This window comes from Halomonas sp. 25-S5, assembly GCF_029889845.1.
Classification (GTDB): Bacteria; Pseudomonadota; Gammaproteobacteria; order Pseudomonadales; family Halomonadaceae; genus Halomonas.
Genome location: NZ_JARANV010000010.1, coordinates 86759 through 111996 on the forward strand (window position 1 = coordinate 86759; position 25238 = coordinate 111996).

Here is a 25238-nt window from a genome sequence, read left to right on the forward strand (position 1 = left end):
CCTCGGTGAGCTGCTGGCCGGACGGGTCCGCGGACACGTCGTGGTCGCCATGGCGCACCAAGAAAAAGGGCAGGGCTCTGGCCCTGCCCCCTTGGTCAGCTTCCGTCTCTACGCGAGATGGTCTTCAAGGCGTCACTAGACGTAAAAGTCCAGATCCTCCTGGGCCTTGAGTAGATCCCGCATGATGATCGGATCGTCACCGAAGAAGAACACCAGGCCCCAGTGCGTGCCGAACGCCGAGCGGTCCGGTACCGTCTCTTCGGTGGGCGCCACCAGCTCGTGGGACTCGAAGTAGGGGTGTTCGATGGTTTCCTTGGGCATCTCCAGCTTGCTGACGACACGGCGCCGCGGGTAGACGCCGAAGCAGCCCGCATAGCCCTTCGCGTCGACCACTTCGCGGGGGAAGAATGCCTCGACCTCCTCCTTGGTGCTCTTGGGGTCGAAGACCAGCATCGAGGCCTGATAGGCACTGAAGCCGTAGGCCCGCTCGATGAGCTCGAAGGCCTTGAAGCCGGGTGGGCGATAGGCGACCTCGCCGAAGTACATTTCGCCGTCCGCCGCCACGAAGTATTCGGGGTGGATCAGGCCGAACTGGATGTCGAACGTCTTGATCAACTTCTTGATCTGCTTGGTGATGGCATCGCGCCAGCTCTCGAGCTCCCTGGTGGCGGGAACGAACACCGAATAGCCCAGGGTCACGTACTCGGAAATGTTGAGGAACTTGATCTCCCCATCATGGATCCAGGCCTCGACGGCAAACTCCCAGCCATCAAGGTGACTCTCCATCAGCAACGGATACTCTTCGGCCGGGATACTGTCGACCTCGTCGATCTTGCGGATCATGCGGTGCCCGAGACAACCGGCCTTGTCGAAGGCCTTGACGTGAATCGGGTCATCGGGGTCACCGTCGAGCTTGAGCAGCGTCTGGTTGACACGCTTCATGAAGCGGATGATGTCATCCTTCTCGTGGGCTTCCTCGAAGATCCCCACGCGAATCCCGCCAAGCTGGGCGCGCCGCTTCATCAGCGCCTTGTCGCGAAACAGGATGGATTGCCCGTACATGCGGGGGCTGTCCATGAGCACCGAATTGATCGCGCCCGACCATTCGACGGTTTCCTCGAACAGCGGGATGGCCACATCCACGCCTTCCGCCTTGAGCCGCTCCGCAATCTCCATGGAGCGATCGTTCAGGCGGACGAAATCCCATTGAATGAACGGGATCTTATTGGCTTCGCAGAAATCGGCGGCCCAATCGGGTGCCACCACCACGTAGCGGCGGTCGAACTTTTGCGCGGCCTTGATGGCATTCACGCTCCAGCCCAGCAGCGCGATGTAGCCCTTGTTGGGGTCCTTGGGCGTTTCAGTTCCGCGGACCGAATCCAGTGTCGGGTCGGTCCAGCTTGAAACGTCCTGGGCAGCCGGGGTTTCTGATACAGTCGACATATGGTGCTCTCCTTCTGCGTTGAGCAGGAAATTGACGCTCGATTCCTAGCGGTCTTGTCGAACTTAACTGCTAAGCATCTGCGGACTATCGCCCCGACGCCCAGCTATCCTGGGCCAGACGCATGGCCCGATCTACTTCATCGGTTGGAACATCGGTCGGTTCGCCCTTTTCGAGCGGGTCGTAGTGAAAGACGTATAGCCGTGATGCGAACTGTGCAACTGGTAGCGAGGCCTCACCGTAGAGTTCGCCATTGCCTTGGGTCGAGGTGACGATTCCCTGTCCCCAGGCTTGTCCACTGTCGTTGTTGGGATTGAAGAAATACACCCGCATGACCTGGTTCGGATCGAGCGCAAGGCGCTGGATCGTGATCGCGTGCCAGCCGAGAAAGCGCGTGGCGCTATCGGTCACGGCAATGCCTGCCGGCTGCGGATTGATCACCGGAATGTTGCCGTTGTAGAAGGGGTGATACGCGGCATAGAAGTCACGGATAAACCCCTCGAAGTCCTTCAGGCCGCCGGTAAACACATCCACCGCGATGCGGAAGCCATGGCCCACCTGATCGCCATGGAACTCGGCATTGACCCACTTGTGGGGATCCTCGCCGCGCCCGGCGCTGCGGCGTCCCATCTCGAAATAGATGCGATCGAGGTGCGGCACGGTGAGCAGGGAGACGGCATCCACATCCACGGGAGGTTCGCTGGCCAGGCCCGCGCCGAGGTCGCGGGAGGAGATGCTGTGACCCTCGAAGCGCATCACGATCTCGTCGTCTCGCGCCGCCCAGGCGACGACCCGCAGCAGGTCGGCCGGTGTATTGAAGGCCCACATGGACAGGGCGCGTGTCGACTGGCAGGTGGGGTAGTTCCCCTGACCCACGCCCAGCGGGCGGCCGAGCACATTGAGAACGTCGGCGAGCAGAAAACATTCCGGCGAGCGGCGCTGCCCAAAGACCGCCACGATCTTCTCTGCCGCGGCATCGCACAACGTCATTCTCAGCTGCCGCCATAGCGACGGAGCCACCGGCGGCGAGTAGAGGATGCCTCGCTCGAGCATCATGGCAAGGCCATAGGCGGCCTGGCTGGTCTCGGCAAACAGGGCCTCATCGATCAGGGCGTGGATCAGCGCCGGGTAGCAGTGAAAGGCGTCGGCTCCCGTATGACTCAGGCCCAGTGCCGTGGGGATCAGCGCGTTCCAGCGGCTGCGCAGGTAACGGATGAACCCCGGCATGTAGGGCGAGACCAGGCCGGTGCCGTGCATCGCCTGGGCGAAGGCAATGGCCTCCTGCAGCAGGGCCTCGTCGTCCATGCTCGCCAGCCGCTCGGCATACGCCTCGAGGCCGGGGTCTTCGCGGCAGCCCTCGGTGGGGCTGAACACGGCGTTGATCAGTTGCAGGGCGTCGTCCCCGACCTCGCCGGCCATGGCCTCCGGCCGATCATTCAGTCTGGGCAGGCAGGTGGCGATCTGGGTCACCATCTGTTTCACGCCCTCCACCTGGACCGGGCGTTGCGCCAGGATACGCCAGACCTCGGCCACCAGATGCTCCAGGAGATTCTCGTACCCCAGGTGGCGCAACAGGTAGCGGTAAAGGGTCTGGACGGCGTACCCGAGCCGGTCCGGCCGTAGCCTGTCACCCTCGTGCAGGTCGCCGACCACGAGGTCGAGGTTCATGGCCATCACCTGGGCGAGAAAGTGATGTGCATGCTCCGCCGAGAGGGACGGGTGGGAATAGTCGCCCTTGGCGACGGCCAGCAGGCGAATCTGGCTCAGGCTCTCGACCAGGGTGGCGACCGGGTCGCCATGACGCACGGTACGCACGGCGAGCGACGGCACCAGTGTCTGGGGATAGTCCCAGTCGCTGCCGCCGAAGAACCCGGCGGCCTCGATTGCCGGCACGCGCGCATAGAGGGCTTCCAGTCCCCTGTCATCGGACATCAGAGGGCGTGCTGCCTCGATGACCTCGAAGACGGGAGACACCTCGGCAATGGCGTTGGCGGCGGCGAGCCGTTCGATGGCGGCGTCAAGCGGCTTCACTCGCTCGCTCGCCCCGTTGTCGTCGTTATGGGCGGATTCGTCAGTCTCTTCGCTCATTGATCTACGGTCCGTCCTATCCCGTGTGATGTCAATCACATTCGGACAGGCCATGCGCCGGACAGCCTGCCGCGGAACGTCGTCGCCCCGCTCAGTCGCAGAGGGTGTGGTGGACCTGGTCTCGGGTCCGCTCTAGGCCGGAGGGCAGGGGAGCCGCGGGGTCGCGCGATGTCCGCCTCGGTCCGCTCGCGATTCGTGTAGCGGGTGAGCTTATGGTAGCCCTTGGCCAGCCGGCGCTTCATCTTCGTATCCCTTGCCCTGTTTCGGGGAAGTCTACCGGCTTCGCCATCCTCGGCACCATTGCCGTACGCCGACAGGGCTCGTCGTGTTGGGTGCGCAAGTTCGTCGGGACCACATTGACCAATATCAAGGCAGGCTGACAGATTGCTGCCATGCTGGAAGGACGTCGGCGATTTCCTGGAGGGTGCCGGGAGGATCTCGCCGTCTTGATGTGCCTGTCGGAGGAGGCAACATGAGCTGGAACGTCTTCATCATCGGCCACGATGCGCTGAGCAATCGGATGCTGCCGAACCTGCGCCACGTCGAGGACTATGCCTTCCACGAGCTGCTGTCGCTCGACGAGGTGGTGCATGCCGAGGAGTATCCCTTCGCGCGACTGGTGGATGATGCCCTCGCCCAGCTCGAGCGCTTCCCCGGCCCGGTGGATGCCATCGTCGGTTACTGGGATTTTCCCACCAGCGGGCTGCTGCCGGTCCTGCGCCGGGAACGGGGATTGCCCGGCCCGTCGCTTGCGGCCTTCCTCAAGTGTGAGCACAAGTACTGGAGCCGCCTGGAGCAGTCCCGAGCCGTGCCGGAGTGCGTGCCGGCCTTCCAGGCGCTCGACCCCTTCGACGAGGGCGCCGTGGAGGCGGTCGAGATCGACTACCCGTTCTGGATCAAGCCGGTGAAGGCTCACTCCTCACATCTCGGCTTCCGCATCGAGGACGCCGACCAGCTGCGCGAGGTGTTGCCGGTGATCCGGCAGGGGATCGGGCGCTTCGGCCGGCCCTTCGACGAGATTACCGCCTTGGCCGAGCTGCCCGCGGAGGTGGCGTCGGTCACCGGGCATCACTGCATCGCCGAGGCGATTATCTCCTCCGGCCGCCAGTGCACCCTGGAGGGCTACGTCCAGAACGGCGAGGTCCACCTGGTGGGTTTCGTCGACAGCCTGCGCGACGCCACGCACCCCTCCGTGCTGCTGCGCTATGAGTACCCCTCCTCGCTGCCCGATGCGGTGCAGGAGAGGATGCTGGCGATCACCCGGCGCTTCCTGATCCAGATCGGCTACGACGACGCGCCCTTCAATATCGAGTACTACCTGGACGAGCAGACCGACCGCATCTGGCTGCTGGAGATCAACGCCCGGATCTCGCGTTCCCATGCGGCGATCTTCCAGCTGGTCGACGGGGCGCCGCACTTCCAGGTGATGGTGGATGTGGCGCTGGGCATCCCGCCGCGCATGCCGCACCGCGAGGGCCGCTATCCCGTCGCCGCCAAGCAGATGCTGCGGGTCTTCGAGGATGGCTGGGTGCGCCGGGTGCCGTCGGACGAGGAGATTCGTCAGGTCGAGGAAACATTCCCGGGCACCCTGGTGCATCTCAATGTCCACGAGGGCATGCGGCTCTCGGATCTCAAGCATCAGGACTCCTTCTCCTGGGAGCTCGGCGTGCTGTTCATCGGTGGGGAAAGTCGCGAGGCGCTGACGCAGCGGATCGAGCAGTGCCGGCGGATGCTGCCCTTCGAGATCGAGCCGCTCGCCTCGCAGTCGCCTGGTTGAGCCATCACCATCCCTGAAGGAGGCCGTCATGCGTGTCGTGACCGACTTTCCCCACCCGGTCGAGTGCCATGATCCCGTCTGGATTGCCATGGACGACGGGGTCGAGCTGTGCGCTCGCCTATGGCTGCCCCAGGGCGCCGAGCAGGCCCCGGTACCGGCGATCCTCGAGTACATCCCCTACCGGCTGCGCGACGGCTCCGCGCGGCGGGATGCCATGCACCACCACTACTTTGCCGGGCATGGCTATGCCTCGCTGCGGGTCGATATCCGTGGCAGCGGTGATTCCGGCGGCGTGCTGACCGACGAGTACCTGGAGCAGGAGCTGGTGGACGGCGAGGCGATCCTGCGCTGGATCGCCGCCCAGCCCTGGTGCGACGGCAAGGTCGGCATGATCGGCATCTCCTGGGGCGGCTTCAACGGCCTGCAGCTCGCCTTCCGTCGCCCGCCCGAGCTGCGCGCGGTGGTCAGCGTCTGCTCCACGGACGACCGCTACGCGGACGACGTGCACTACATGGGCGGCTGCCTGCTGGGTGACAATCTCTCCTGGGCCTCCACCATGTTCGCCTACAACTCATTGCCGCCGGACCCGACTATCGTCGGCGATGCCTGGCGCGAGATGTGGCACCAGCGGCTCGAGGGTAGCGGCCTGTGGCTCTCGACCTGGCTTGCGCATCCGCACCGGGACGCCTATTGGCAGCACGGCTCCATCTGCGATGACTTCTCCCGGGTCGAAGTACCGGTGCTGGCCGCCAGCGGCTGGGCGGACGGCTACTCCAACGCGGTCAAGCGGCTGGTGGCGAACCTGCCCGAACGCTGCAAGGGGCTGATCGGCCCCTGGAGCCACAAGTACCCCCACCTGGGTGAACCGGGCCCGGCCATCGGCTTCCTGCAGGAGTGCCTGCGCTGGTGGGACCAGTGGCTGAAGGGCGTGGACCGGGGCGTGGAGCAGGATCCCGCGATCCGCGTGTGGATGCAGGACAGCATGCCGCCGACCACTCGCTACGGCTGCCGGCCGGGCCGCTGGGTGGCGGAGCCCAGCTGGCCATCGCCCAATATCAGCCACTGGCGACTGCCGCTGGCGCCGGGGCGTCTGGCCCTGGGCGGGGCGCGCAGCGAGGAGGAGAGCGCACTCACCGTGCAATCACCGCTGACCTGCGGCCTGTTCGCCGGCAAGTGGTGTTCCTATGCCGCCGGCCCCGATCTGGCCCATGACCAGCGCGAGGAGGATGGCGGCTCGCTGACCTTCGACACGCCGCCGCTGGAGGAGACCGTGGAGATGATGGGGGCGCCGGAGCTGGAGCTGGAACTGGCCGCCGACCGCCCCGTGGCCATGGTGGCGGTGCGCCTCTCCGACGTGGCGCCGGATGACAAGGCCACCCGGGTGACCTATGGCCTGCTCAACCTGACCCACCGCAATAGCCATGAGTCGCCATCCGCGCTGGAGCCAGGCCGCCGCTACCGGGTGCGCGTGCAGCTCAACGACGTGGCCCAGGTGTTTCCCCGCGGCCACCGGCTGAGGCTCTCGCTCTCCACCTCCTACTGGCCGCTGGCCTGGGCGCCTCCCGAGCACGTGCGCCTGACGGTCTTCGACAGGGAGAGCGCGCTGCACCTGCCGGTGCGGCCGCCGCGCGATGAGGATGACCGCCTGGCCCCGTTCGCCGAGGCCGAGGCCGCCCCGTCCATCCCCACTACGCACCTCGAGCCCGGGCACCACAATTGGTATGTCCATCGCGATCTCGCCGAGGATCTCTCGACGCTGGAGGTGATCAACGACAACGGGCGGATCCGCCTGGAGGACTCTGGCATCGAGGTGGCGACCCGTGCGGTGGAGACCTATCGCTCCCGGGACGACGACTTCGACTCCCTGGAGGGCACGACCCTCTGGGAGCGCGCCTTGAAGCGGGATGACTGGGAGGTGCGCACGGTGACCCGCACCGTGCTGACCTCGACGTCAGGGGAGTTCCGGCTGCATGCCACCCTGGATGCCTACGAGGGTGAGCAGCGTGTCTACAGCCGCAACTGGGATCTCGCCATCCCGCGCCGGCTGGTGTAGCCGCGGCCGCGATCAGCGTGCCAGGAACCAGCCCTTCATGACGTCGGTGATGCGCCGCAGGTCGGCCTCTGCCGTGACGTAGGCCGGCATGGTGTAGAGCCAGCGGCCGATGGGGCGCAGCCAGATGCCCTGCTCGCGGGCCCAGTCACCCACACCGGCAAGATCCGCCGCCTCATGGGCCTCGATCACCGCAGTGGCCCCCAGCACCCGCACGTCCGCCACCGCCGGGTGGGCGGCTAGCGCCTGGTCGTCGAGCAGAGCCTGGCGCAGCACCCGATTCAGCGCGGCGATCTTGCCCAGGTAATCCTCCTCCTCGAACACCGCCAGGCTCTCCAGGGCCACCCGGCAGGCCAGCGGGTTGCCCATGAAGGTGGGGCCGTGCATGAAGGCGTGCTCGGGGGAGTCCCCCATGAAGGCGCCATGCACCCGATCCGTGGCGAGCGTCGCCGCGTGGCCGAGATACCCCCCGGTGAGCCCCTTGGAGAGCACCATGATATCGGGCGTGACATCGGCATGGTCGGCGGCGAACATCCGTCCGGTGCGGCCGAAGCCGGTGGCCACCTCGTCGAACACCAGCAGCACGTCGAACTCGTCGCAAAGCCGTCGCGCTCCCTGTAGATAGTGGGGCGAGGTCATGTTGAGCCCGCCGGCGGCCTGCAGCAGTGGCTCCATCAGCAGCGCGGCGACCTCGTGGTGATGGGCCTCGAGCACCGCGCGCAGCGCGTCGAGGTCCGCCGCCACCGCCTCGGGCGGAGCATCGAAGGGCGCGGTGGGTGCCGGGGCGAAGGGGTGGCGGGGCAGGTAGCCGGCAAACAGCGAGTGCATGCCCTCCTCGGGGTCGCAGACCGCCATGCAGCCGGCGGTGTCGCCATGGTAGGCCTTCATCAGCGAGAGCAGCCGATGCTTGCCCGGCCTGCCGCGCAGCTGGTGGTACTGCACGGCCATCTTCATGGCGACTTCCATGCCCACCGAGCCGCTGTCGGAGTAGAAGACGTGGTTGAGCCCCTCGGGCGTGACGCGCACCAGTTCCCGGGACAGGCGGTCGGCGGGCTCGTGGGTCAGGCCGCCGAGCATCACGTGGCAGAGTTCGCCGGCCTGCTCGCGGATCGCCGCCACCAGCCGCGGGTGGGCGTAGCCGTGGATCATGCACCACCAGGAGCAGGTGGCGTCGAGCAGCGTCTCGCCGCCGGCCAGGGTGAAGCGCGGTCCCTCGCCGCCGACCACCCTGGGCGCCGGGCGCTGGGTCTTGAGATGGGCATAGGGATGCCAGACGGGAGAGGGAGAAAGAGAGGGGGGAGAGGGCATCAGAGGGCTCCATGGCAGCGGTGAGGGTTCATGCCAGGCACGCGAAGGCGCCGCGCATCTCTAGGAAGATGACGGGTCGAAGAAGATGACGGGAGTATCGCATCGATATCGGGGAGGACAGATGGTGCGGATGGGGAGACTTGAACTCCCACGCCCGAAGGCACCAGGACCTAAACCTGGCGTGTCTACCAATTCCACCACATCCGCACGGGCAGGCAGGCGACAATATTCTACGGACGCCCCCGCGCAAGTCAATCGCCATCGGGCAGCTCCAGATGGTCCGCGGCGGCCTCGGCCATGGCCGAGGGAGACTCTGCCGCCAGCCGCGGCACTACGCCCAGGCAGGGGGCGGGTAGCGTGGCCGCAAGGGTCGCCAGGTTGTCGCGGTAGAGCGCCTCATCGCCGGCCGCATCGAAGGAGAGCCCGGGCTCCACCAGACTGCCGATCCAGCCCGCCAGGTGCAGGCCGTCTGCCCGGATCGCATCACAGGTCAGCCGCGCGTGGCTGATGCAGCCCAGACGCAGGCCCACCACCAGCAGCACCGGCAGCTCGAGCCTGACGGCCAAGCCCGAGAAGTCCTCGCGCTCGTTGAGGGGCACCCGCCAGCCGCCGGCGCCCTCGACCAGGGTCAGGTCGCGCTGCTCGGCAAGCAACGGGCGGGCATGGTCGACCAGGTCATCGAGGGCCAGCGTCACGCCGGCTCGGCGGGCGGCCAGATGCGGGGCGATGGCCGGGGCGAAGGCGAAGGGGTTGAGGGTCGCGTAGGGGAGGGCCGGCCATGTCTGGGCCTGCAGGACCAGGGCATCGGCGTTGCGCAGGCCCTGGGGCGTGGCCGCGCAGCCCGAGGCCACCGGCTTGAGGCCCAGGGTGGTCAGGCCGCGACGGCGCGCCAGGGCGAGCAGGCCGCTGGTGACCAGGGTCTTGCCGGCGTCGGTGTCGGTGCCGGTGACGAAGTAGGCGCTCATCTCAGGCGTAAAGCTCCAGGGTCAGCAGGCGATAGGTGACGGGCAGCCCCTCGGGCTCGCGCTGTATCTCGTAGCGGCGCGCCGCCCGGGCCAGGTCGGCGCGGGTGAGCCGGCCGCCGGGCCGCGATGTCTGGGCACCGATGCCCTTGATGGAGGCCATCACCGCGGCGAGGTCGGGATAGTGGAAGCGCAGCGCACGTTCTTGGCAGTCGAGGCTATGAAAGCCCGCCGCTCGGGCGGCGCGCCGGTGGCAGGCGGCGTCGCGGAAGGCGAGCAGGCCGGCGGGCGGGTCGGGGCGCGACCAGGCCTGGCCGACCTCGGCCAGGGTCCCGGGTCCCAGGGTGTTGACCAGCACCCGGCCCCCCGGACGCAGGACGCGGCGAAGCTCGGCCATCACGGCGTCGAGGTCCGGGCACCACTGGATCGCCAGGTTGGAGACCACCAGGTCCTGGCTGGCCTCTCCCAGCGGCAGGGCGGCGGCATCGCCGCACAGCCAGCGGGCTGCGTCCCCGTGGGTATGCCGTGCCACCTCGAGCATGCCCGGGGCAAGGTCCAGGCCGATGACCGTGCAGCCGGCACCGAAGCGCCCGGCCAGGCTCGCGGTCATCTCGCCCGGCCCGCAGCCCAGGTCCAGCACCCGCTCGGCTCGCGCGGGCAGGCGGGAAAGCAGTGGCTCGGCCATGATCCGCTGGGCGACGGCTCGCTCTGCATAGTGGGGGGCGGCACGGGAGAAGGCGCGGGCCACACGGGCCTGCCAGTCATCTCCCCGGGGTGCGTTCCGGGCGGCGGGGATGGCGAGCGGCAGGGCGCTCAAGGCGCGATCCCCCCGGCGATGCCGGCGAGGCAGGCGGCCAGCGATGCCGGCTGGCTGAGCATCGGGCAGTGGCCGGCCTCAATCAGGCGATGGTCGGCGCTCTCGCGCAGCGCCGGCGCGAGCAGCGGGTCGCGTACTCCCGCGACGCGCCATACCGGGCAGGGCGAGCGGGCCAGGTGGCCAGCGTTATCGAGCCCGGCGAGCTGGTCGAGCCCCGCGGTCAGGGTGGCGTGGTCGGCACCGCCCTCGTCGCCCAGCAACTCCCGCAGTTGCCGGTGGGCGGCGCGTGGATCGGGCTCGCCGGCCAGTTGCCAGCGCAGGAAATGCCGGTGGGTCGCCTCCGGGTCACGTTCGAAGGCTCGTCGGAAGTCGGCCAGCTCTGTCGGGGGGATGCCCGCTTCATGACAGAAGCGCTCGTCCATGCCGAGCAATACCAGGGCGCGGGGCGCGGGTAGGTGATCGAGCAGGGCGGTGGCGAGCAGACCGCCCAGTGACCAGCCCACCCAGATGGCGTCCGGCGCCAGGTCGTCGCCCATGGCCTCGGCCAGCTCGGCCTGGCTGCCGGGGTCCGCCAGCGGTAGGCGGGCCCCGTAGCCGGGCCAGTCGGGGGCGCTGATCGTCATGCCATTCGGCCAGTGCTCGGCCAGCGGCTGCCAGAGGCGCGCGTCGCAGCCCCAGCCGGAGAGCAGTACCAGGGGCGTCATGGGTTCGCCTCCCCGCCCGCCAGGGCCTCCCGGGCCCGGCAGTCGGCCAGCGCCTCGAGCAGGGCGTCAAGGTCATCGTCGCCATGAGCGGCACTCAGGGTGATGCGCAGTCGCGCCTGGCCGCGGGGCACCGTGGGCTCGCGGATCGCGCCGACCAGGATCCCGCGCTCGGCCAGTCGCGCCGCCCACTCCATCACCCGCTGGCAGTCCCCCAGGACGACGGGCTGGATCGGCGTGGCGGAGGCAGCCAGCGGCAGCCCCAGGGTGGTGGCCTCGCGGCGAAAGCGCGCGATCAGGGTGGCCAGGCGAGTGCGACGTTCGGGTTCGGCCTCGAGCAGTTCCAGGGCTTTCAGGGTGGCCGCAGCCACCCCCGGCGGCTGGGCGGTGGTGTAGACATAGGGGCGGGCGAACTGGATCAGGTGCTCGATCAGCGTCTCGCTTCCCGCCACGAAGGCGCCGGCGGAGCCCAGCGCCTTGCCGAGCGTGCCGACCAGCACCGGGACCCGTTCGATGCCATGGGCGCGACCCACGCAGCCGTCACCGGTCTCGCCCAGCACGCCCAGGCCGTGGGCATCGTCTACCATCAGCCAGGCCTCATGGCGGGCGCTGGTCGCGGCCAGCCCGGCGATATCGGCCACGTCGCCATCCATGCTGAACACCCCATCGCTGACCACCAGTGTGCGCCCGTCGCTCGGGTCGCGGGCGAGCAGCCGCTCGAGGTCCCCGAGGTCGCCATGGTGGAAGCGCCGCGAGCGGGCACCGGCGAGCCTGGCGCCATCGAGCAGCGAGGCGTGGTTCAGGCGGTCCTGGAACACCCGGGTGTCGGGGTCGCAGAGCGCCTGCAGGGTGCCGAGGTTGGCCATGTAGCCGGTGGAGAAGAGCAGCGCGCGGGGCCGGCCGGTGAGGGTGGCCAGCCGGCACTCCAATGCTTCGTGCACCTCGAGGTGGCCGCTGACCAGGTGCGAGGCTCGGGCACCCGCGCCGTGGCGCCTCGCACCCTCGGCCTGGGCCTCGGCGAGGCGTGGGTCGCCGGCCAGGCCCAGGTAGTCGTTGCCGGCGAAGTCGCGGTGCCCGTCGCCCGCGAACCAGGTGCGGCGACGCCGCCAGCGCCCGGTGTGGCGCTGGCTCGCGGCCCGCTCGGCGAGATACGTGCTCCAGGTGTCCTGCATGGTCAGGCCCGGGTGGCGTCGTAGGCGAGCCGGCTGGCCTCGGTGTCCAGCGCCGTCGCCGACTGGCGAACCAGCGCGGTCTCCAGAGTGGCCTGCTGGTGGGCGTCATCGACACAAGATTCCCGTTGCTCGGGATGCAGCCCCAGCTTGACGAACAGCGCGCGATCCTGATCCACCTGGGGGTTGCCCGTGGTCAGCAGCTGGTCGCCGTAGAAGATCGAGTTGGCCCCGGCCAGGAAGGCCAGCACCTGGGTGGATTCGCTCATCTGCTCGCGACCGGCGGAGAGGCGCACATGGCTTTGCGGCATCAGGATGCGGGCCACGGCGATGGCGCGGATGAACTCGATGGGGTCGAGATCGTCCACGTTCTCGAGCGGCGTGCCCGGCACCTTGACCAGCATGTTGATCGGCACCGACTCCGGGTGCGGTTCCAGGCGAGCCAGCTGCTGGAGCAGGGCGGCGCGGTCGCGGGGCGCCTCGCCCATGCCGAGGATGCCCCCGGCGCAGACCTTCATGCCGGCCTGGCGCACATGGCCCAGGGTCTCCAGGCGGTCGGCGTAGGTGCGGGTGGTGATGATCTCGCCGTAGTACTCGGGCGAGGTGTCGAGGTTATGGTTGTAGTAGTCGAGCCCCGCCTCGGCCAGGCGGCCGGCCTGGTCGGTGTCGACCATCCCTAAGGTCATGCAGGTCTCCAGTCCCAGCGCCTTGACCCGGCGAACCATCTCCAGCACCACGTCGAGGTCCTTCTCACGGGGGCTCTTCCAGGCTGCGCCCATGCAGAAGCGGCTGGCGCCGGCCTCGCGGGCGGCACGGGCCTGCTCGACCACCTTCTCGACCTCCAGCAGTTTCTCCTTGCCCAGGCCGGTGTTGTAGTACCCCGACTGCGGGCAGTACTTGCAGTCCTCGGGGCAGGCGCCGGTCTTGATGGAGAGCAGGGTGGAGACCTGAACGGCGTTGGGGTCGAAGTGGTCGCGGTGGACCTGCTGGGCGTGAAACAGCAGGTCGTTGAAGGGCAGGGCGAAGAGCGCCTCGATCTCCTCGACCGTCCAGTCGTGGCGGATCTCGCCCCGCGGGGCTAGGGTCAGGGAAGCGGCGCGGGATTCGTGGGACGCAGAGATCATGGTGGGCTCGCTTATGGTCAACTTGATGTTCATGTCCAGGTTGACGGATAGCCTAACGCCTGCGGTTACCGTGTCAACCTCCTGGCGAGCCAGGGTTGACGGCTGGCTGGCGCGGGCCCTGCCCGGTCGCTGCGTCTTCTGCCTGACGCCCCTGCCGGGGGATCACCCCTGGTGCGAGGCCTGCTTCTCGGAGTTGCCCTGGAACCTGCCGGCCTGTCCCGGCTGTGCCGAGCCCCAGCCGGGCGCCGCGAGGGGACGTCGCTGTGGCCACTGCCTGCGTCGCCCCCCGCGGTTCGACCGGGCCTGGGTGCCGCTGCGCTACGATGCCGAGGTGGCCGGCCTGGTGCAGCGCTTCAAGTTCGATGCCTCGCCACGCGCCGGCCGGGTGCTGCTGGAGCTGATGGCGGCCGGGCTGCCAGCGGAGGTTCGAGGCTGGCCCGAGGCGCTGGTGCCGGTTCCCCTGCATCCGCGGCGGGCCCGTGAACGGGGCTTCGACCAGGCGCGCTGGCTGGCCGCTCGTCTCGGGCGACAGCTGGGCTGCCCCCTGGCGCTGGCGCAGCGCTCCCGCGACACCCGGACCCAGCGCGGCCTGGACCGTGGCGAGCGGCGTCGCAACCTGCGCGGGGCCTTTCGCCTCCCGTCAGGGCTGCCGGGGCGGGTGGCGCTGGTGGATGATGTCATGACCACCGGCGCGACCCTCGACGCCCTGGCCGTGGCCTGTCGCCAGGCCGGTGCCGAGGAGGTGCAGGCCTGGGCGGTGGCCCGGACGCCGGCAGGGAGACACTGAGGGGCGCTTCCCTGTTAACATGAGGCCCTTGATGCCTCGGGAGCCCCCATGGACACCACCCCTCATCCCTTTGCCCAGCTCTCGCCCGCCCGGGTGGTGGCGGCGGTGGAGTCGCTCGGCTTCTGGCTGCCCGGCGAGCCCTTTACCCTCAACAGCTACGAGAATCGGGTCTTCCTGGTGCACGACGAGGAGCGCCGTCGCTGGGTGGTGAAGTTCTACCGCCCCGAGCGCTGGACGGACGCCCAGATCCGCGAGGAGCATGATTTCCTGGCCGAACTCGCCGCGGCCGAGGTGGCCGTGGCCGCCCCCTGGCGGGACGAGGCGGGCGAGAGCCTGCACCGCGCCGAGGGTTTTCGCTTCACGCTCTTCCCCCACCTGCCGGGGCAGGCGCCTGAACTGGAGAGTCCGGCTCACCTGTTCGCCCTGGGCGAGTTGATCGGCGCGGTGCATGCGGTGGGCGAACGGGGTCGCTTCGCGCAGCGTCGTCCGCTGGACCTGGATGGCATGGTGCTCGAGGCGCGTGACAAGGTGCTGGCAAGTCGCTGGCTGGATCGTCGCCAGCGTCAGGCTTACGAGCGCATCACCGCGACCCTGCATCGCCGCCTGGCGCCCCATGCCTGGGGCACGGAGCAGGCGATCCGCGTGCAGGGCGACTGCCATATCGGCAACATCCTCGGGCGTGACGAGCACTTTGCACTGGTCGACTTCGACGACTGTCTGATGGCCCCGGCGATCCAGGACCTGTGGATGCTGTTCACCGCGCAGGAGGAAGGGGAGCGCCAGATGCAGCTCTCCGAGGTGGCCGAGGGCTACGAGCAGCACCGCGACTTTGACCGCCGCGAGCTTGCGCTGGTGGAGCCGCTGCGCACCCTGCGCCTGCTGCGCCACAGCGCCTGGCTGGTGGATCGCTGGGAGGATCCGGCCTTCCCTCTGGCGTTTCCCTGGCTGGCCGATGCCGGCTACTGGGACGGACACCTGCGCATGCTGGAGCAGCAGCGTCAGGCGCTGGAGGCCCGGCCTCGCTGGCTGGCCTGAGGCGGCCGACGGCTTGTCCGCCAGCATGACCAGCATGAAAAGACGCACCCCTTGGGGTGCGTCGCGTCGTGACCGGGGGTACGTTCAGTCGTCGTCGGGATCCGGTGCCTCGGCGGGAATCGGGTTGGCGACCCCGGCTCCCTCGGCCTGGCGGCGCTGCTCGTTGATCCTGGCGGCGGGGTTGTCCTGCTGCTCGATGGCCAGGTCGCTGGCCAGGCGCAGCTGGAAGGTCTGTTCCGGGGTCAGGCGGCAGTTGCCGTCCTGGCACGCGGCGAGTCCGAAGTCGCCGTCGGTATCATAGGCGGCGGCGGAGATCTCTCCGCTGTAGATCTCGCTCTCGCTGCCGTCGGTCTCGATGCAAGTCAGCGACTGGGTGGTCAGGCGGATGCGCTCACCGTTGAGGCGGGCGTCGCCGATCAGCACGCAGTATTCCGGCAGCGCATGGGAGGCATCGCCATCGGCCACCGGATGAATCACCAGGTCGTTGCGTTCCGGGGCCTGCGCGGACAGCGTCAGCACGTCGATGACCTGGACATCGACGGTCGCATCGGCCGGCAGTTCGAGGGTATCGCTCATGGCCAGGGTCGGCATCGCCAGCACGGCGGCCATCAGCAGAGAGGCAAGGGTCTTGATCATGTCGGGCTCTCGAGGGTGGCTTGGGCACAGCATGAAGCATGCCGTTACTTTACCATAGTGCGGGCGGACCGGCAGCCGGCCCGGGGCGGCGAAAGACGCGACACGATGTCACTGTCCGGCGGCGACCGCCGCCTGCGTTGCCGAGCATCATGCGCTAAACTAATGTGTCCCGAGACACTTATCTTGTACAAGATTAAATTCTTGTATATTTTCTGTACATGATGTGATGGCCAGGCCATCCACCAACGACCCATCGGACACCGACATTGCCACGGGGCCTGACCATGACCGAAGAACTCGCCAATCACTATCGCCGGATCATCCACGAGCTGGGGGAGGACCCCGACCGTGAAGGGCTGCGCGACACCCCGAAGCGGGCCGCCAAGGCGATGCAGTTCCTCAACCGCGGCTATACCCAGTCACTGGAAGAGATCGTCAACGGCGCGGTGTTCGAGTCCGAGACCGACGAGATGGTGCTGGTCAAGGACATCGAGCTTTACTCCATGTGCGAGCATCACCTGCTGCCGTTCATCGGCAAGTGCCATATCGCCTACCTGCCCAGCGGCAAGGTGCTGGGGCTCTCCAAGTTCGCGCGCATCGTCGACATGTACGCCCGGCGCATGCAGATCCAGGAGAACCTGACCCGCCAGATCGCCGAGGCGGTGCTGCAGGTCACCGAGGCCCGCGGGGTGGCGGTGGTGATCGAGGCGCGCCACCTGTGCATGATGATGCGCGGGGTGGAGAAGCAGAACTCCAGCATGACCTCCTCGGTGATGCTCGGCGCCTTCCGCGAGAAGCAGAGCACGCGCCAGGAGTTCCTCACCCTGGTCAACGGCCGCTGATTCCCCCGCAAGGAGCCCCGCCATGCCGATGCATGCCCTGGACGACCAGCACTTCGACCATGATCTCGCCACGATCCGCATCAAGAACCTGCGGCTGCGCACCCATATCGGCATCAAGGAAGACGAGATCAAGAACCGCCAGGACGTGGTGATCAATGCGTTGATCCGCTATCGTGCCGACAAGGCGGTCGCGTTCAATCATATCGAGCAGGCGCTGAACTACCGCACCATCACCAAGCAGGTGATCGTCCTGGTGGAGGACCATCGCTTCCTGCTGCTCGAGCGCATGACCCGCGAGGTGCTGGACCTGATCATGAGTCACGATCAGGTGCTGACCGCCCAGGTCGAGATCGACAAGCCCCATGCGCTGCGCTTCGCCGATTCCGTCTCCATTACCCTCTCCGATTCCCGGGAGCCGCGCCGATCACGCTGATGTTGACCCGTGTCGACGATAAAGGGCCCTGGTGCTTGGTGCACCGGGGTCTTTCGCTTAGCATGGGGGCAAACCGACAAGAGGCCGCCCATGCGGCAGGAGATGATCATGCAAGCCCTCAACGAAACGCAGCTCTACTGTCCCTTCGCCTACATCGACGGCAGTTGGGTCGCCGCCGACAGCGGCGAGCAGATCAACGTCCTCAATCCGGCCACCGGGGAGACCATTGGCGACGTGCCGCGCCTGGGGCGGGCCGAGACCGAGCGGGCCATCGCCGCGGCCGATGCCGCCTTGCCGGCGTGGCGTGCGATGACCGCTCAGGAGCGCGCCGACATCCTGATGAAGTGGCACGACCTGATGCTCGAGCATCAGGACGACCTGGCCATGATCATGACCTTCGAGCAGGGCAAGCCGCTCAAGGAGGCCGCCGGCGAGATCGCCTATGCGGCGAGCTTCCTGCGCTGGTTCGCCGAGGAGGCGCGGCGCATCTACGGCGAGACCGTGCCCGCCGCCAAGCCCAACCAGCGCATCGTGGTCACCAAGCAGCCTATCGGCGTGGTGGGGGCCATCACGCCCTGGAACTTCCCCGCGGCGATGATCACCCGCAAGGCGGGCGCGGCCCTGGCGGCCGGCTGCACCATCGTGGTCAAGCCGGCCAGCCAGACCCCGTTCTCCGCCACGGCCCTGGCCAAGCTCGCCGAGCGGGCCGGCGTGCCGCGCGGGGTGTTCAACGTGGTGCCGGGCCGCGCTTCCGAGATTGCCGCGGCGATGACCGACTCGCCGCTGGTGCGCAAGATCACCTTCACCGGCTCCACCGAGGTGGGTCGCCAGCTGATGGCCCAGGCCTCCCAGCACATTCAGAAGATCTCCCTGGAGCTGGGCGGTAACGCGCCCTTCATCGTCTTCGAGGATGCCGACCTGGACGCCGCGGTGGAAGGGGCCATGGCCGCCAAGTTCCGCAACGCCGGTCAGACCTGCGTCTGCACCAACCGCTTCCTGGTCCAGTCCAGCGTGGTCAACGCCTTCTGCGAGAAGCTGGCGGTCGCCATGAACAGCGAACTCAAGGTCGGTAACGGCACCCAGGAGGGCATCAACATCGGCCCGCTGATCGACGACAAGGCGGTGGCCAAGGTCAGCGAGCATGTCCATGATGCCGTGGACCAGGGCGCTGAGCTGTTGCTGGGCGGGCATCCGCACCCGCTGGGCGGCAACTTCTTCTCACCGACGCTGATCAGCTTCGCCAATGCCCGGATGAAGGTGGCCCACGAGGAGACGTTCGGTCCGCTGGCCGCGGTCTTCCCCTTCGATGACGAGGAAGATGCTGTCCACATGGCCAACGATACCGAGTTCGGACTGGCCTCCTACTTCTATTCCCGGGACCTGGGGCGTGTGTGGCGCGTCGCCGATGCCCTGGAGTACGGCATGGTGGGCATCAACACCGGGCTGATCTCCAATGCCGCCGCCCCCTTCGGCGGGGTCAAGGCCTCGGGCCTGGGTCGCGAGGGCGGCCATCAGGGCCTGGAGGAGTTCCTGGAGACCAAGTACCTCTGTATCGACCTGGGCTGACCGAGCTCCGCCCGGAGCTGGAAGCTTGAAGAGCGGCGCTTCGCGCCTGGAAGCTGGAAGAAGAACACCCCCCGCCGATCGCTCGGCGGGGGGTGTTTGCTATCTGAGTTGATTCAAGCTGTCTTCCAGCTTCCAGCTTCCAGCTTCCAGCTTCCAGCTTCCAGCTTCCAGCTAGCCGCAGGCGTCAGTGCCTGAAGTGGCGCATGCCGGTGAAGACCATGGCGATGCCGGCCTCGTTGGCGGCGTCGATCACTTCCTGGTCGCGCATCGAGCCGCCGGGCTGGATCACCGCGGCGATGCCGGCGGCGGCCGCGGCGTCGATCCCGTCGCGGAAGGGGAAGAAGGCGTCACTGGCCATCACCGAGCCGGGGACCGAGAGGCCCTCGTCGGCGGCCTTGATGCCGGCGATCTTCGCCGAGTAGACCCGGCTCATCTGGCCGGCGCCCACGCCGATGGTCTGGCCGGCCTTGGCGTAGACGATGGCGTTGGACTTGACGTACTTGGCCACCTTCCAGGCGAAGGCCAGGTCGCGCATCTCCTGCTCGCTGGGCACCCGCTCGGTGACCACGGTCAGCTCGTCGCGGCCGACCATACCCAGGTCGCGGTCCTGCACCAGCAGGCCACCGGTGACGCGCTTGAAGTCATGGGCATGCTCGCGCTCGCCGGGCCACGTCGCGCCGACATCGAGCAGGCGCACGTTCTTCTTCTCGGCGACGATGGCGAGTGCCGCCTCCTCGATCCCCGGGGCGATGATCACCTCGACGAACTGGCGGTCGACGATGGCCCGGGCGGTATCGGCGGTAAGCGGCACGTTGAAGGCGATGATACCGCCGAAGGCGCTGGTCGGGTCGGTGGCAAACGCCTTTTCATAGGCCTCTGTCGGGCTCGCGCCCACCGCCACGCCGCAGGGGTTGGCGTGCTTGACGATCACGCAGGCGGTGTCGGTGAAGGCCTTGACGCACTCGAAGGCAGCATCGGTGTCGGCGACGTTGTTGAAGGAGAGCGCCTTGCCCTGCAGCTGGGTGGCGGTGGCCACGCAGGCCTCGCTGGCGTCGGCTTCCACGTAGAAGGCGGCACTCTGGTGAGGGTTCTCGCCGTAGCGCATGGCCTGCTTCTTCTCGAACTGCAGGTTGTAGGTGCGCGGGAAGCCGTCCTCACCGCCGGGCACTCGCTGGCCCAGGTAGTCGGCGATGGCGGCATCGTAGCCGGCGGTATGCTCGAAGGCCTTGACCGCCAGGTCGAAGCGGGTGGCATCACTCACCGCGCCATCCCCGGCGGCGATCTCGCCCAGCACCCGGGCGTAGTCGCCGGCATCCACCACGATGGTGGTATGGGCATGGTTCTTGGCACAGGCACGCACCATGGTCGGGCCACCGATGTCGATGTTCTCGATGGCGTCCTCGAGGGTGCAGTCCGGACGCGCCACGGTGGCCGAGAAGGGGTAGAGGTTGACCACCACCATGTCGATGGGGTCGATGCCGTGTTCCGCCATCACCGCGTCATCCTGGCCGCGGCGGCCCAGGATGCCGCCGTGGATCTTCGGGTGCAGTGTCTTGACCCGGCCGTCCATGATCTCGGGGAATCCGGTGTGCTCGGAGACCTCGGTCACATCGATGCCATTCTCCTGGAGCAAGCGGAAGGTGCCACCGGTGGAGAGCAACGCGACGCCCTGCTCGACGAGGCCGCGGGCGAAGTCGATGATGCCGGTCTTGTCGGAAACGCTGATCAGGGCGCGGCGAACCGCGGCGGAGGAGGCTTGGGCCATGGGAGTCACTCTTCTGTCGGTGGGGGTGAACGGGGCGGCGGAAAAGCGAAGGGAGCCCACAGGCTCCCTCGGTGGACCGGTCAGATCAGGCCATAGTGCTTGAGCTTCTTGCGCAGGGTCCCGCGGTTGAGGCCGAGCATCTCGGCGGCGCGGGTCTGGTTGCCCTGGGTATGGTCGAGGACCGAGGACAGCAGCGGGGCCTCGACCTCGGCCATCACCATGGCGTAGAGATCGGTGACGCTGCTGCCGTCGAGGTGGTCGAAGTAGCGGGTCAGCGAGGCTTCCACGGCCTCGCGCAGGGGCCGGTCGTCCTGTGGGGCCGGGCGGACGCCTTCAGTCAGCATGGCGACATCACGGGAGGCCCGGGCATCCAGCTCGGGCAGCGCGACTTTCTGGTCAAAGGAGTGGCTGCTGGTCATGCGGCACAGATTCCATCCGGTGCCACGGCCCGGGCAACGCGACCTGGCGTCGCGGCGGGGTCGTGACGAAAGAGTTCATCGATGAAGCGACGCTGGGCTTGGCGACGCTCCAGGCCATTAAAGGTGGCCCGCAGGGCACGCCGCCCTGCGTCGTCGAAACGTTCATCTCCGGCCAGGTACCAGCCAAGATGCTTGCGCGCGATGCGCACCCCCAGATGCCTGCCGTAGAAGTCATGCAGGGCCGCGAGGTGGTCGCGAAGTACCTCGGCGCGCTCCTCGTCCCCCGGCGGGGCAAGTCGCTGGCCATGGCGCAGGTAGTGGTCGATCTCGCGGAAGATCCAGGGATTGCCCTGGGCCGCGCGACCGACCATCACCGCATCCGCACCAGTATAGTCGAGGATCCGGCGCGCCTTGTCGGGAGAATCGATGTCGCCGTTGGCGAACACCGGGAGGCCCACGGCGGCCTTGATGGCGGCGATGGTGTCATACTCCGCCTCGCCGGCGTAGCGCTGCTGGCGATGGCGGCCATGCACGGCCAGGGCCTGGATGCCGGCGTCCTCGGCGATGCGCGCGACCTGCACGCCGTTGTTGCTGTCGGCGCACCAGCCGGTACGGATCTTCAGGGTCACCGGCACGTCCACCGTGGCGACCACCGCCTCGAGAATCTCGGCCACCAGGGCCTCGTCGCGCAGCAGGGCGGAGCCGGCCGCCTTGTTGCAGACCTTCTTGGCCGGGCAGCCCATGTTGATGTCGATGATCTCGGCGCCCATCTCGGCATTGAGGCGCGCCGCCTCGGCGAGCATCTCGGCGTCGCCGCCGGCGATCTGCACGCTGCGCGGGCCCGGCTCGCCACGGTGGTCCATGCGCAGCCGGGACTTGCGGGTATGCCACAGGCCGGGGTCCGAGGTGACCATTTCGCCCACCACCAGGCCGGCCCCGAGGCGGCGACACAGCGTCCGGAACGGGCGGTCGGTGACCCCGGCCATGGGCGCCAGGACCACCCGGTTTGGCAGTGAGTGGTGGCCGATGCGGGGCAGGGGACGAGAGTCGGGCATGGTCGGGGTCGCTGGCGTCAGGGGCTGCATATCATACGCCCCCGGTCGACGTTGGTGAACCGCTACTCAAGGCGAAGGCCTGTCAGGGGCGGCGCCCGGCGGATCGCCGCCCGGAGAGTCGCACCCAGCCCTCGCGGACCTCCGGCTCGTCCATGACCAGGCCCTGTCCGCGGTAGGCCTCGAGGACCGCCTCGGCCTGGCCCTCGAGGATGCCCGAGAGGGCCAGGCGCCCCCCCGGTGCCACGCGGCCGGCGATCTCGTCAGCCAGCTCCACCAGGGGCCCGGCGAGGATGTTGGCGACCACCAGCGGGACGTCGCCCGGCTCGAGCTGCTCGGGATAGCAGAGCCGGAAGTCGGCCTCGGTTACGCCGTTGCGCTGGGCATTGTCGCGGCTGGCCTGCAGCGCCTGGGGGTCGATATCGGTGCCGGTGGCCCGCCGGGCCCCGAGCTTGAGGGCAGCGATGGCCAGGATGCCCGAGCCGCAGCCCACGTCGAGCACCGCCAGGCCCTGCAGTTCGCCGGCCACCGCCAGGCCGTCGAGCCAGGCCAGGCACAGCGCCGTGGTGGGGTGGGTGCCGGTGCCGAAGGCCAGCCCCGGGTCCAGGTGCAGGTTGACGGCGTCGGGCTCCGGCGGAGTGTGCCAGCTGGGCACGATCCACAGCTTCTCGCCCATCCGCAGGGGGTGGAAGTCGTCCATCCACTCGCGCTCCCAGTCGCGGTCGGCCAGCAGCTCGACCTCGACCTCGGGGCAGGGTTCCTCGGGGCACTCGGCGGCCCAGGCCTGGCGCACCCGGTCGAGCATTGCATCAATGCCCTCGAGGTCGTCGTAGAGGCCGGTGAGCACCGTCTCGTCCCACAGCGGGGTGGTGCCCCGCTGTGGCTCGAAGACCGGGTCATCGAAGGCGTCCTGGAGGGTGATGGCGGTGGCGCCCTCGGCGAGCAGCAGCTCCTCGAGGAGCTCGGCGTGCTCGGGGGCTATTCGGGCCTTGAGTTGCATCCAGGGCATGGGACGTTCCGTGGTCGCTAGGAGAGTTGAAACCAGTGCCGGGCTGATGTCGTCGCTTGGGCTGGCAGCGAGGGGCGCCGGGGACAGGCCGAAGAGGGGGTCCTATGCCAGGGATGGCATCGGTAGCGCCCAAGGACGGGTTCACAGCGCCCCCTCGAAGGCCTGTCGACGGATCAGCCCCGAGCACTTCCGCGCACGGGGCTGAATCACTTGGGTATGAAGCGGGAGAGTTACAGCCCCAGCTTCTTCTCCAGGTAGTGGATATTGACGCCGCCCTGCTGGAAGTAGCCGTCGCGCACCAGGTCCTTGTGCAGGTCGGTGTTGGTCTTGATGCCTTCCACCAGCAGCTCGTCCAAGGCGTTGCGCATACGGATCAGTGCCGTCTCCCGGTCCACGCCCCAGGTGATCAGCTTGCCGATCAAGGAGTCGTAGTGGGGCGGCACGGTGTAGCCCGTGTAGACATGGGAGTCCATGCGCACGCCGAGCCCGCCGGGCGGGTGGTAGAGGGACACCTTGCCGGGCGAGGGCATGAAGGTCCGGGCATCCTCGGCGTTGATGCGGCACTCGAAGGAGTGACCGCTGATCTTGACGTCCTCCTGGCGGACCGACAGCGGCAGGCCTGAGGCGATGCGCAGCTGCTCGCGGACGATGTCCACGCCAGTGACCATCTCGGTGACCGGGTGCTCCACCTGGACCCGGGTGTTCATCTCGATGAAGAAGAAGTGGCCGTCCTCGTACAGGAACTCGAAGGTGCCGGCGCCACGGTAGCCGATGGTGATGCACGCCTCCCGGCATGCATCCAGTACCTCGGCGCGGGCGGCCTCATCGATCCCCGGGGCGGGGGCCTCCTCGATCACCTTCTGGTGACGACGCTGCAGCGAGCAGTCGCGATCATAGAGATGGATGGCATTGCCCTGGCCATCGGCCAGCACCTGCACCTCCACGTGGCGCGGGTTCTCGAGGAACTTCTCCATGTAGACGGTGCCGTCGCCGAAGGAGGAATAGGCCTCGGTGCGGGTGACGTTGACCGCCGAGAGCAGGTGCGCCTCGGTGTGCACCACGCGCATGCCGCGTCCGCCGCCCCCGGCGGCGGCCTTGATGATAACCGGGTAACCGATGCGCCGAGCCACGGCGAGGATATCCCCCTCGTCGTCACCCAGGGGGCCGTCGGAACCGGGCACCGTGGGCACGCCGGCCTTCTTCATCGACTCGATGGCGCTGACCTTGTCGCCCATCAGGCGGATGGTCTCGGCGCGGGGGCCGATGAAGATGAAGCCGGAGCGTTCGACCTGCTCGGCGAAGTTGGCATTCTCGGAGAGAAAGCCGTAGCCGGGGTGGATGGCACTGGAGTCGGTGACTTCCGCGGCGCTGATCAGCGACGGGATGTTCAGGTAGGAGTTCGCCGAGGAGGCCGGCCCGATGCACACGGCCTCGTCTGCCAGGCGCACGTGCATCAGCTCGCGATCGGCCGTCGAGTGGACCGCCACCGTCTTGATGCCCAGTTCCTTGCAGGCGCGCAGGATGCGCAGGGCAATCTCGCCGCGATTGGCGATGAGGACCTTGTCCAGCATGAGGAGTCCGCCAGTTGGTGAATGATGAGGACAGGAGGAAACGTCAGGCGATGACGAACATCGGCTGGTCGAACTCGACCGGTTCGCCGTCCTCGATCAGGAAGGCCTCGATCACGCCGTCGCGATCGGCTTCGATCTGGTTCATCATCTTCATCGCTTCGACGATGCAGATGGTCTCGCCCTTCTTGACGCTCGAGCCGACCTCGACGAAGGCCTTAGAACCCGGTGCTGGCGAGCGGTAGAAGGTGCCGACCATCGGCGAGTTGACGCTATGGCCTTGGTAGGCCGGCGCGGCATCGGCGGCGGGCTCGGCAGCCGGGGGCAGCGCCTGGGAGGCTGACGCTGCCTGTGTCTCATGGGGCTGGGGCGTGGGTGCCTGCCAGTTCGTGCCGTTGGGGTGGCGGCTGATGCGAACCGATTCCTCCCCTTCCTGGATCTCGATCTCGCTGATGTCGGACTCTTCGAGCAGCTCGATCAGCTTCTTGACCTTGCGGATATCCATGACGTTGTCTCGACCGGTGGGGTTGGGGATGATCCGGGGTGCTGTCAACCCCGGCCAACTTGCAATAGATCGCAGCAAGATGGCGTGTCTTGAGGCATCTATTGACCATAAAAGAGCAATTAGGCCGGAGTCTGCCGAAAATCGGCAAGGATGTCCAGCCGTACAGGAACACCGTTCGAGATGG

At 67.9% G+C, this 25238-nt stretch carries 22 protein-coding genes and 1 tRNA gene; 7 read left to right on the top strand and 16 right to left on the bottom strand.

Annotated elements, in window-relative coordinates:
- Positions 1-135: 135 nt before the first annotated feature.
- A complete protein-coding gene (locus OP498_RS09295) occupies positions 136-1443 on the bottom strand; it encodes a carboxylate--amine ligase (RefSeq protein ID WP_280549566.1) in 1308 nt (435 codons plus the stop codon).
- An 85-nt stretch (positions 1444-1528) separates the two neighbouring features.
- Positions 1529-3529 (bottom strand): hypothetical protein, encoded by a 2001-nt coding sequence (locus tag OP498_RS09300; RefSeq protein ID WP_280553312.1) that lies wholly within the window; start codon positions 3527-3529, stop codon positions 1529-1531.
- 472 nt (positions 3530-4001) lie between these two features.
- Between OP498_RS09300 and OP498_RS09305 the strand changes: the two genes are divergently transcribed.
- The gene (locus OP498_RS09305; protein WP_280553313.1) at positions 4002-5306 is read left to right on the top strand and encodes a hypothetical protein; all 1305 of its coding nucleotides are present in this window, start codon (positions 4002-4004) and stop codon (positions 5304-5306) included.
- A gap of 28 nt (positions 5307-5334) precedes the next feature.
- On the top strand, positions 5335-7359 hold the full coding sequence (locus tag OP498_RS09310) for a CocE/NonD family hydrolase (protein ID WP_280553314.1): 2025 nt from the start codon (positions 5335-5337) through the stop codon (positions 7357-7359).
- Between the two features lie 12 nt (positions 7360-7371).
- Here OP498_RS09310 and bioA read toward each other — a convergent pair whose 3' ends face one another.
- From bioA to bioB, 7 genes are all read right to left on the bottom strand, one after another.
- On the bottom strand, positions 7372-8664 hold the full coding sequence (gene bioA, locus OP498_RS09315) for an adenosylmethionine--8-amino-7-oxononanoate transaminase (RefSeq protein WP_280553315.1): 1293 nt from the start codon (positions 8662-8664) through the stop codon (positions 7372-7374).
- A gap of 122 nt (positions 8665-8786) precedes the next feature.
- Positions 8787-8871: transfer RNA gene (locus tag OP498_RS09320), tRNA-Leu, on the bottom strand.
- Positions 8872-8915: 44 nt separating this feature from the next.
- Positions 8916-9629, bottom strand: coding sequence for a dethiobiotin synthase (bioD, locus tag OP498_RS09325; protein WP_280553316.1), 714 nt, complete (start codon positions 9627-9629; stop codon positions 8916-8918).
- 1 nt (position 9630) lies between these two features.
- Positions 9631-10443: a methyltransferase domain-containing protein gene (locus OP498_RS09330; RefSeq protein ID WP_280553317.1), complete on the bottom strand. Its 813-nt coding sequence runs from the start codon at positions 10441-10443 to the stop codon at positions 9631-9633.
- Complete coding sequence (locus tag OP498_RS09335; RefSeq protein WP_280553319.1) at positions 10440-11147, bottom strand: alpha/beta fold hydrolase; 708 nt, start codon at positions 11145-11147, stop codon at positions 10440-10442. Before OP498_RS09335 ends, OP498_RS09330 begins: the two co-directional genes overlap by 4 nt.
- The gene (bioF, locus tag OP498_RS09340; protein ID WP_280553320.1) at positions 11144-12316 is read right to left on the bottom strand and encodes an 8-amino-7-oxononanoate synthase; all 1173 of its coding nucleotides are present in this window, start codon (positions 12314-12316) and stop codon (positions 11144-11146) included. Before bioF ends, OP498_RS09335 begins: the two co-directional genes overlap by 4 nt.
- A 2-nt stretch (positions 12317-12318) precedes the next feature.
- Positions 12319-13437: a biotin synthase BioB gene (gene bioB / locus OP498_RS09345; RefSeq protein WP_280553321.1), complete on the bottom strand. Its 1119-nt coding sequence runs from the start codon at positions 13435-13437 to the stop codon at positions 12319-12321.
- Between the two features lie 70 nt (positions 13438-13507).
- Between bioB and OP498_RS09350 the strand changes: the two genes are divergently transcribed.
- Together OP498_RS09350 and OP498_RS09355 are read left to right on the top strand one after the other, a co-directional pair.
- The gene (locus OP498_RS09350) at positions 13508-14224 is read left to right on the top strand and encodes a ComF family protein (RefSeq protein WP_280553322.1); all 717 of its coding nucleotides are present in this window, start codon (positions 13508-13510) and stop codon (positions 14222-14224) included.
- A gap of 48 nt (positions 14225-14272) precedes the next feature.
- Positions 14273-15259 carry a serine/threonine protein kinase gene (locus OP498_RS09355; RefSeq protein WP_280553323.1) on the top strand — a complete coding sequence of 329 codons (987 nt, stop codon included), beginning with the start codon at positions 14273-14275 and terminating at the stop codon, positions 15257-15259.
- Between the two features lie 84 nt (positions 15260-15343).
- Here the strand turns inward: OP498_RS09355 and OP498_RS09360 are convergent, their stop codons facing one another.
- On the bottom strand, positions 15344-15895 hold the full coding sequence (locus tag OP498_RS09360; protein ID WP_280553325.1) for a hypothetical protein: 552 nt from the start codon (positions 15893-15895) through the stop codon (positions 15344-15346).
- A gap of 284 nt (positions 15896-16179) precedes the next feature.
- Here OP498_RS09360 and folE point away from each other — a divergent pair, with 284 nt between their 5' ends.
- The 3 genes from folE (at position 16180) to OP498_RS09375 (ending at position 18736) form a co-directional block, all read left to right on the top strand.
- Positions 16180-16737, top strand: coding sequence for a GTP cyclohydrolase I FolE (folE, locus tag OP498_RS09365; RefSeq protein ID WP_106230364.1), 558 nt, complete (start codon positions 16180-16182; stop codon positions 16735-16737).
- A 22-nt stretch (positions 16738-16759) separates the two neighbouring features.
- On the top strand, positions 16760-17170 hold the full coding sequence (folX, locus tag OP498_RS09370; RefSeq protein WP_280553326.1) for a dihydroneopterin triphosphate 2'-epimerase: 411 nt from the start codon (positions 16760-16762) through the stop codon (positions 17168-17170).
- A gap of 108 nt (positions 17171-17278) precedes the next feature.
- Positions 17279-18736, top strand: a complete 1458-nt coding sequence (locus OP498_RS09375; protein WP_280553327.1) for an NAD-dependent succinate-semialdehyde dehydrogenase — start codon at positions 17279-17281, stop codon at positions 18734-18736.
- A 184-nt stretch (positions 18737-18920) separates the two neighbouring features.
- On the opposite strand, the gene purH is transcribed toward OP498_RS09375, so the two are convergent.
- The 6 genes from purH to accB form a co-directional block, all read right to left on the bottom strand.
- Complete coding sequence (purH, locus tag OP498_RS09380; RefSeq protein ID WP_280548652.1) at positions 18921-20501, bottom strand: bifunctional phosphoribosylaminoimidazolecarboxamide formyltransferase/IMP cyclohydrolase; 1581 nt, start codon at positions 20499-20501, stop codon at positions 18921-18923.
- Between the two features lie 80 nt (positions 20502-20581).
- On the bottom strand, positions 20582-20920 hold the full coding sequence (gene fis, locus OP498_RS09385; RefSeq protein WP_280548650.1) for a DNA-binding transcriptional regulator Fis: 339 nt from the start codon (positions 20918-20920) through the stop codon (positions 20582-20584).
- On the bottom strand, positions 20917-21975 hold the full coding sequence (gene dusB, locus OP498_RS09390; protein ID WP_280548648.1) for a tRNA dihydrouridine synthase DusB: 1059 nt from the start codon (positions 21973-21975) through the stop codon (positions 20917-20919). The genes fis and dusB overlap by 4 nt, the downstream gene beginning before the upstream one ends.
- 82 nt (positions 21976-22057) lie before the next feature.
- Positions 22058-22981 carry a 50S ribosomal protein L11 methyltransferase gene (gene prmA, locus OP498_RS09395; protein ID WP_280548646.1) on the bottom strand — a complete coding sequence of 308 codons (924 nt, stop codon included), beginning with the start codon at positions 22979-22981 and terminating at the stop codon, positions 22058-22060.
- A 230-nt stretch (positions 22982-23211) separates the two neighbouring features.
- Positions 23212-24552 (bottom strand): acetyl-CoA carboxylase biotin carboxylase subunit, encoded by a 1341-nt coding sequence (gene accC, locus OP498_RS09400; protein WP_280553328.1) that lies wholly within the window; start codon positions 24550-24552, stop codon positions 23212-23214.
- Positions 24553-24595: 43 nt separating this feature from the next.
- Positions 24596-25054, bottom strand: a complete 459-nt coding sequence (gene accB / locus OP498_RS09405; protein WP_280553329.1) for an acetyl-CoA carboxylase biotin carboxyl carrier protein — start codon at positions 25052-25054, stop codon at positions 24596-24598.
- Positions 25055-25238 lie beyond the last annotated feature (184 nt).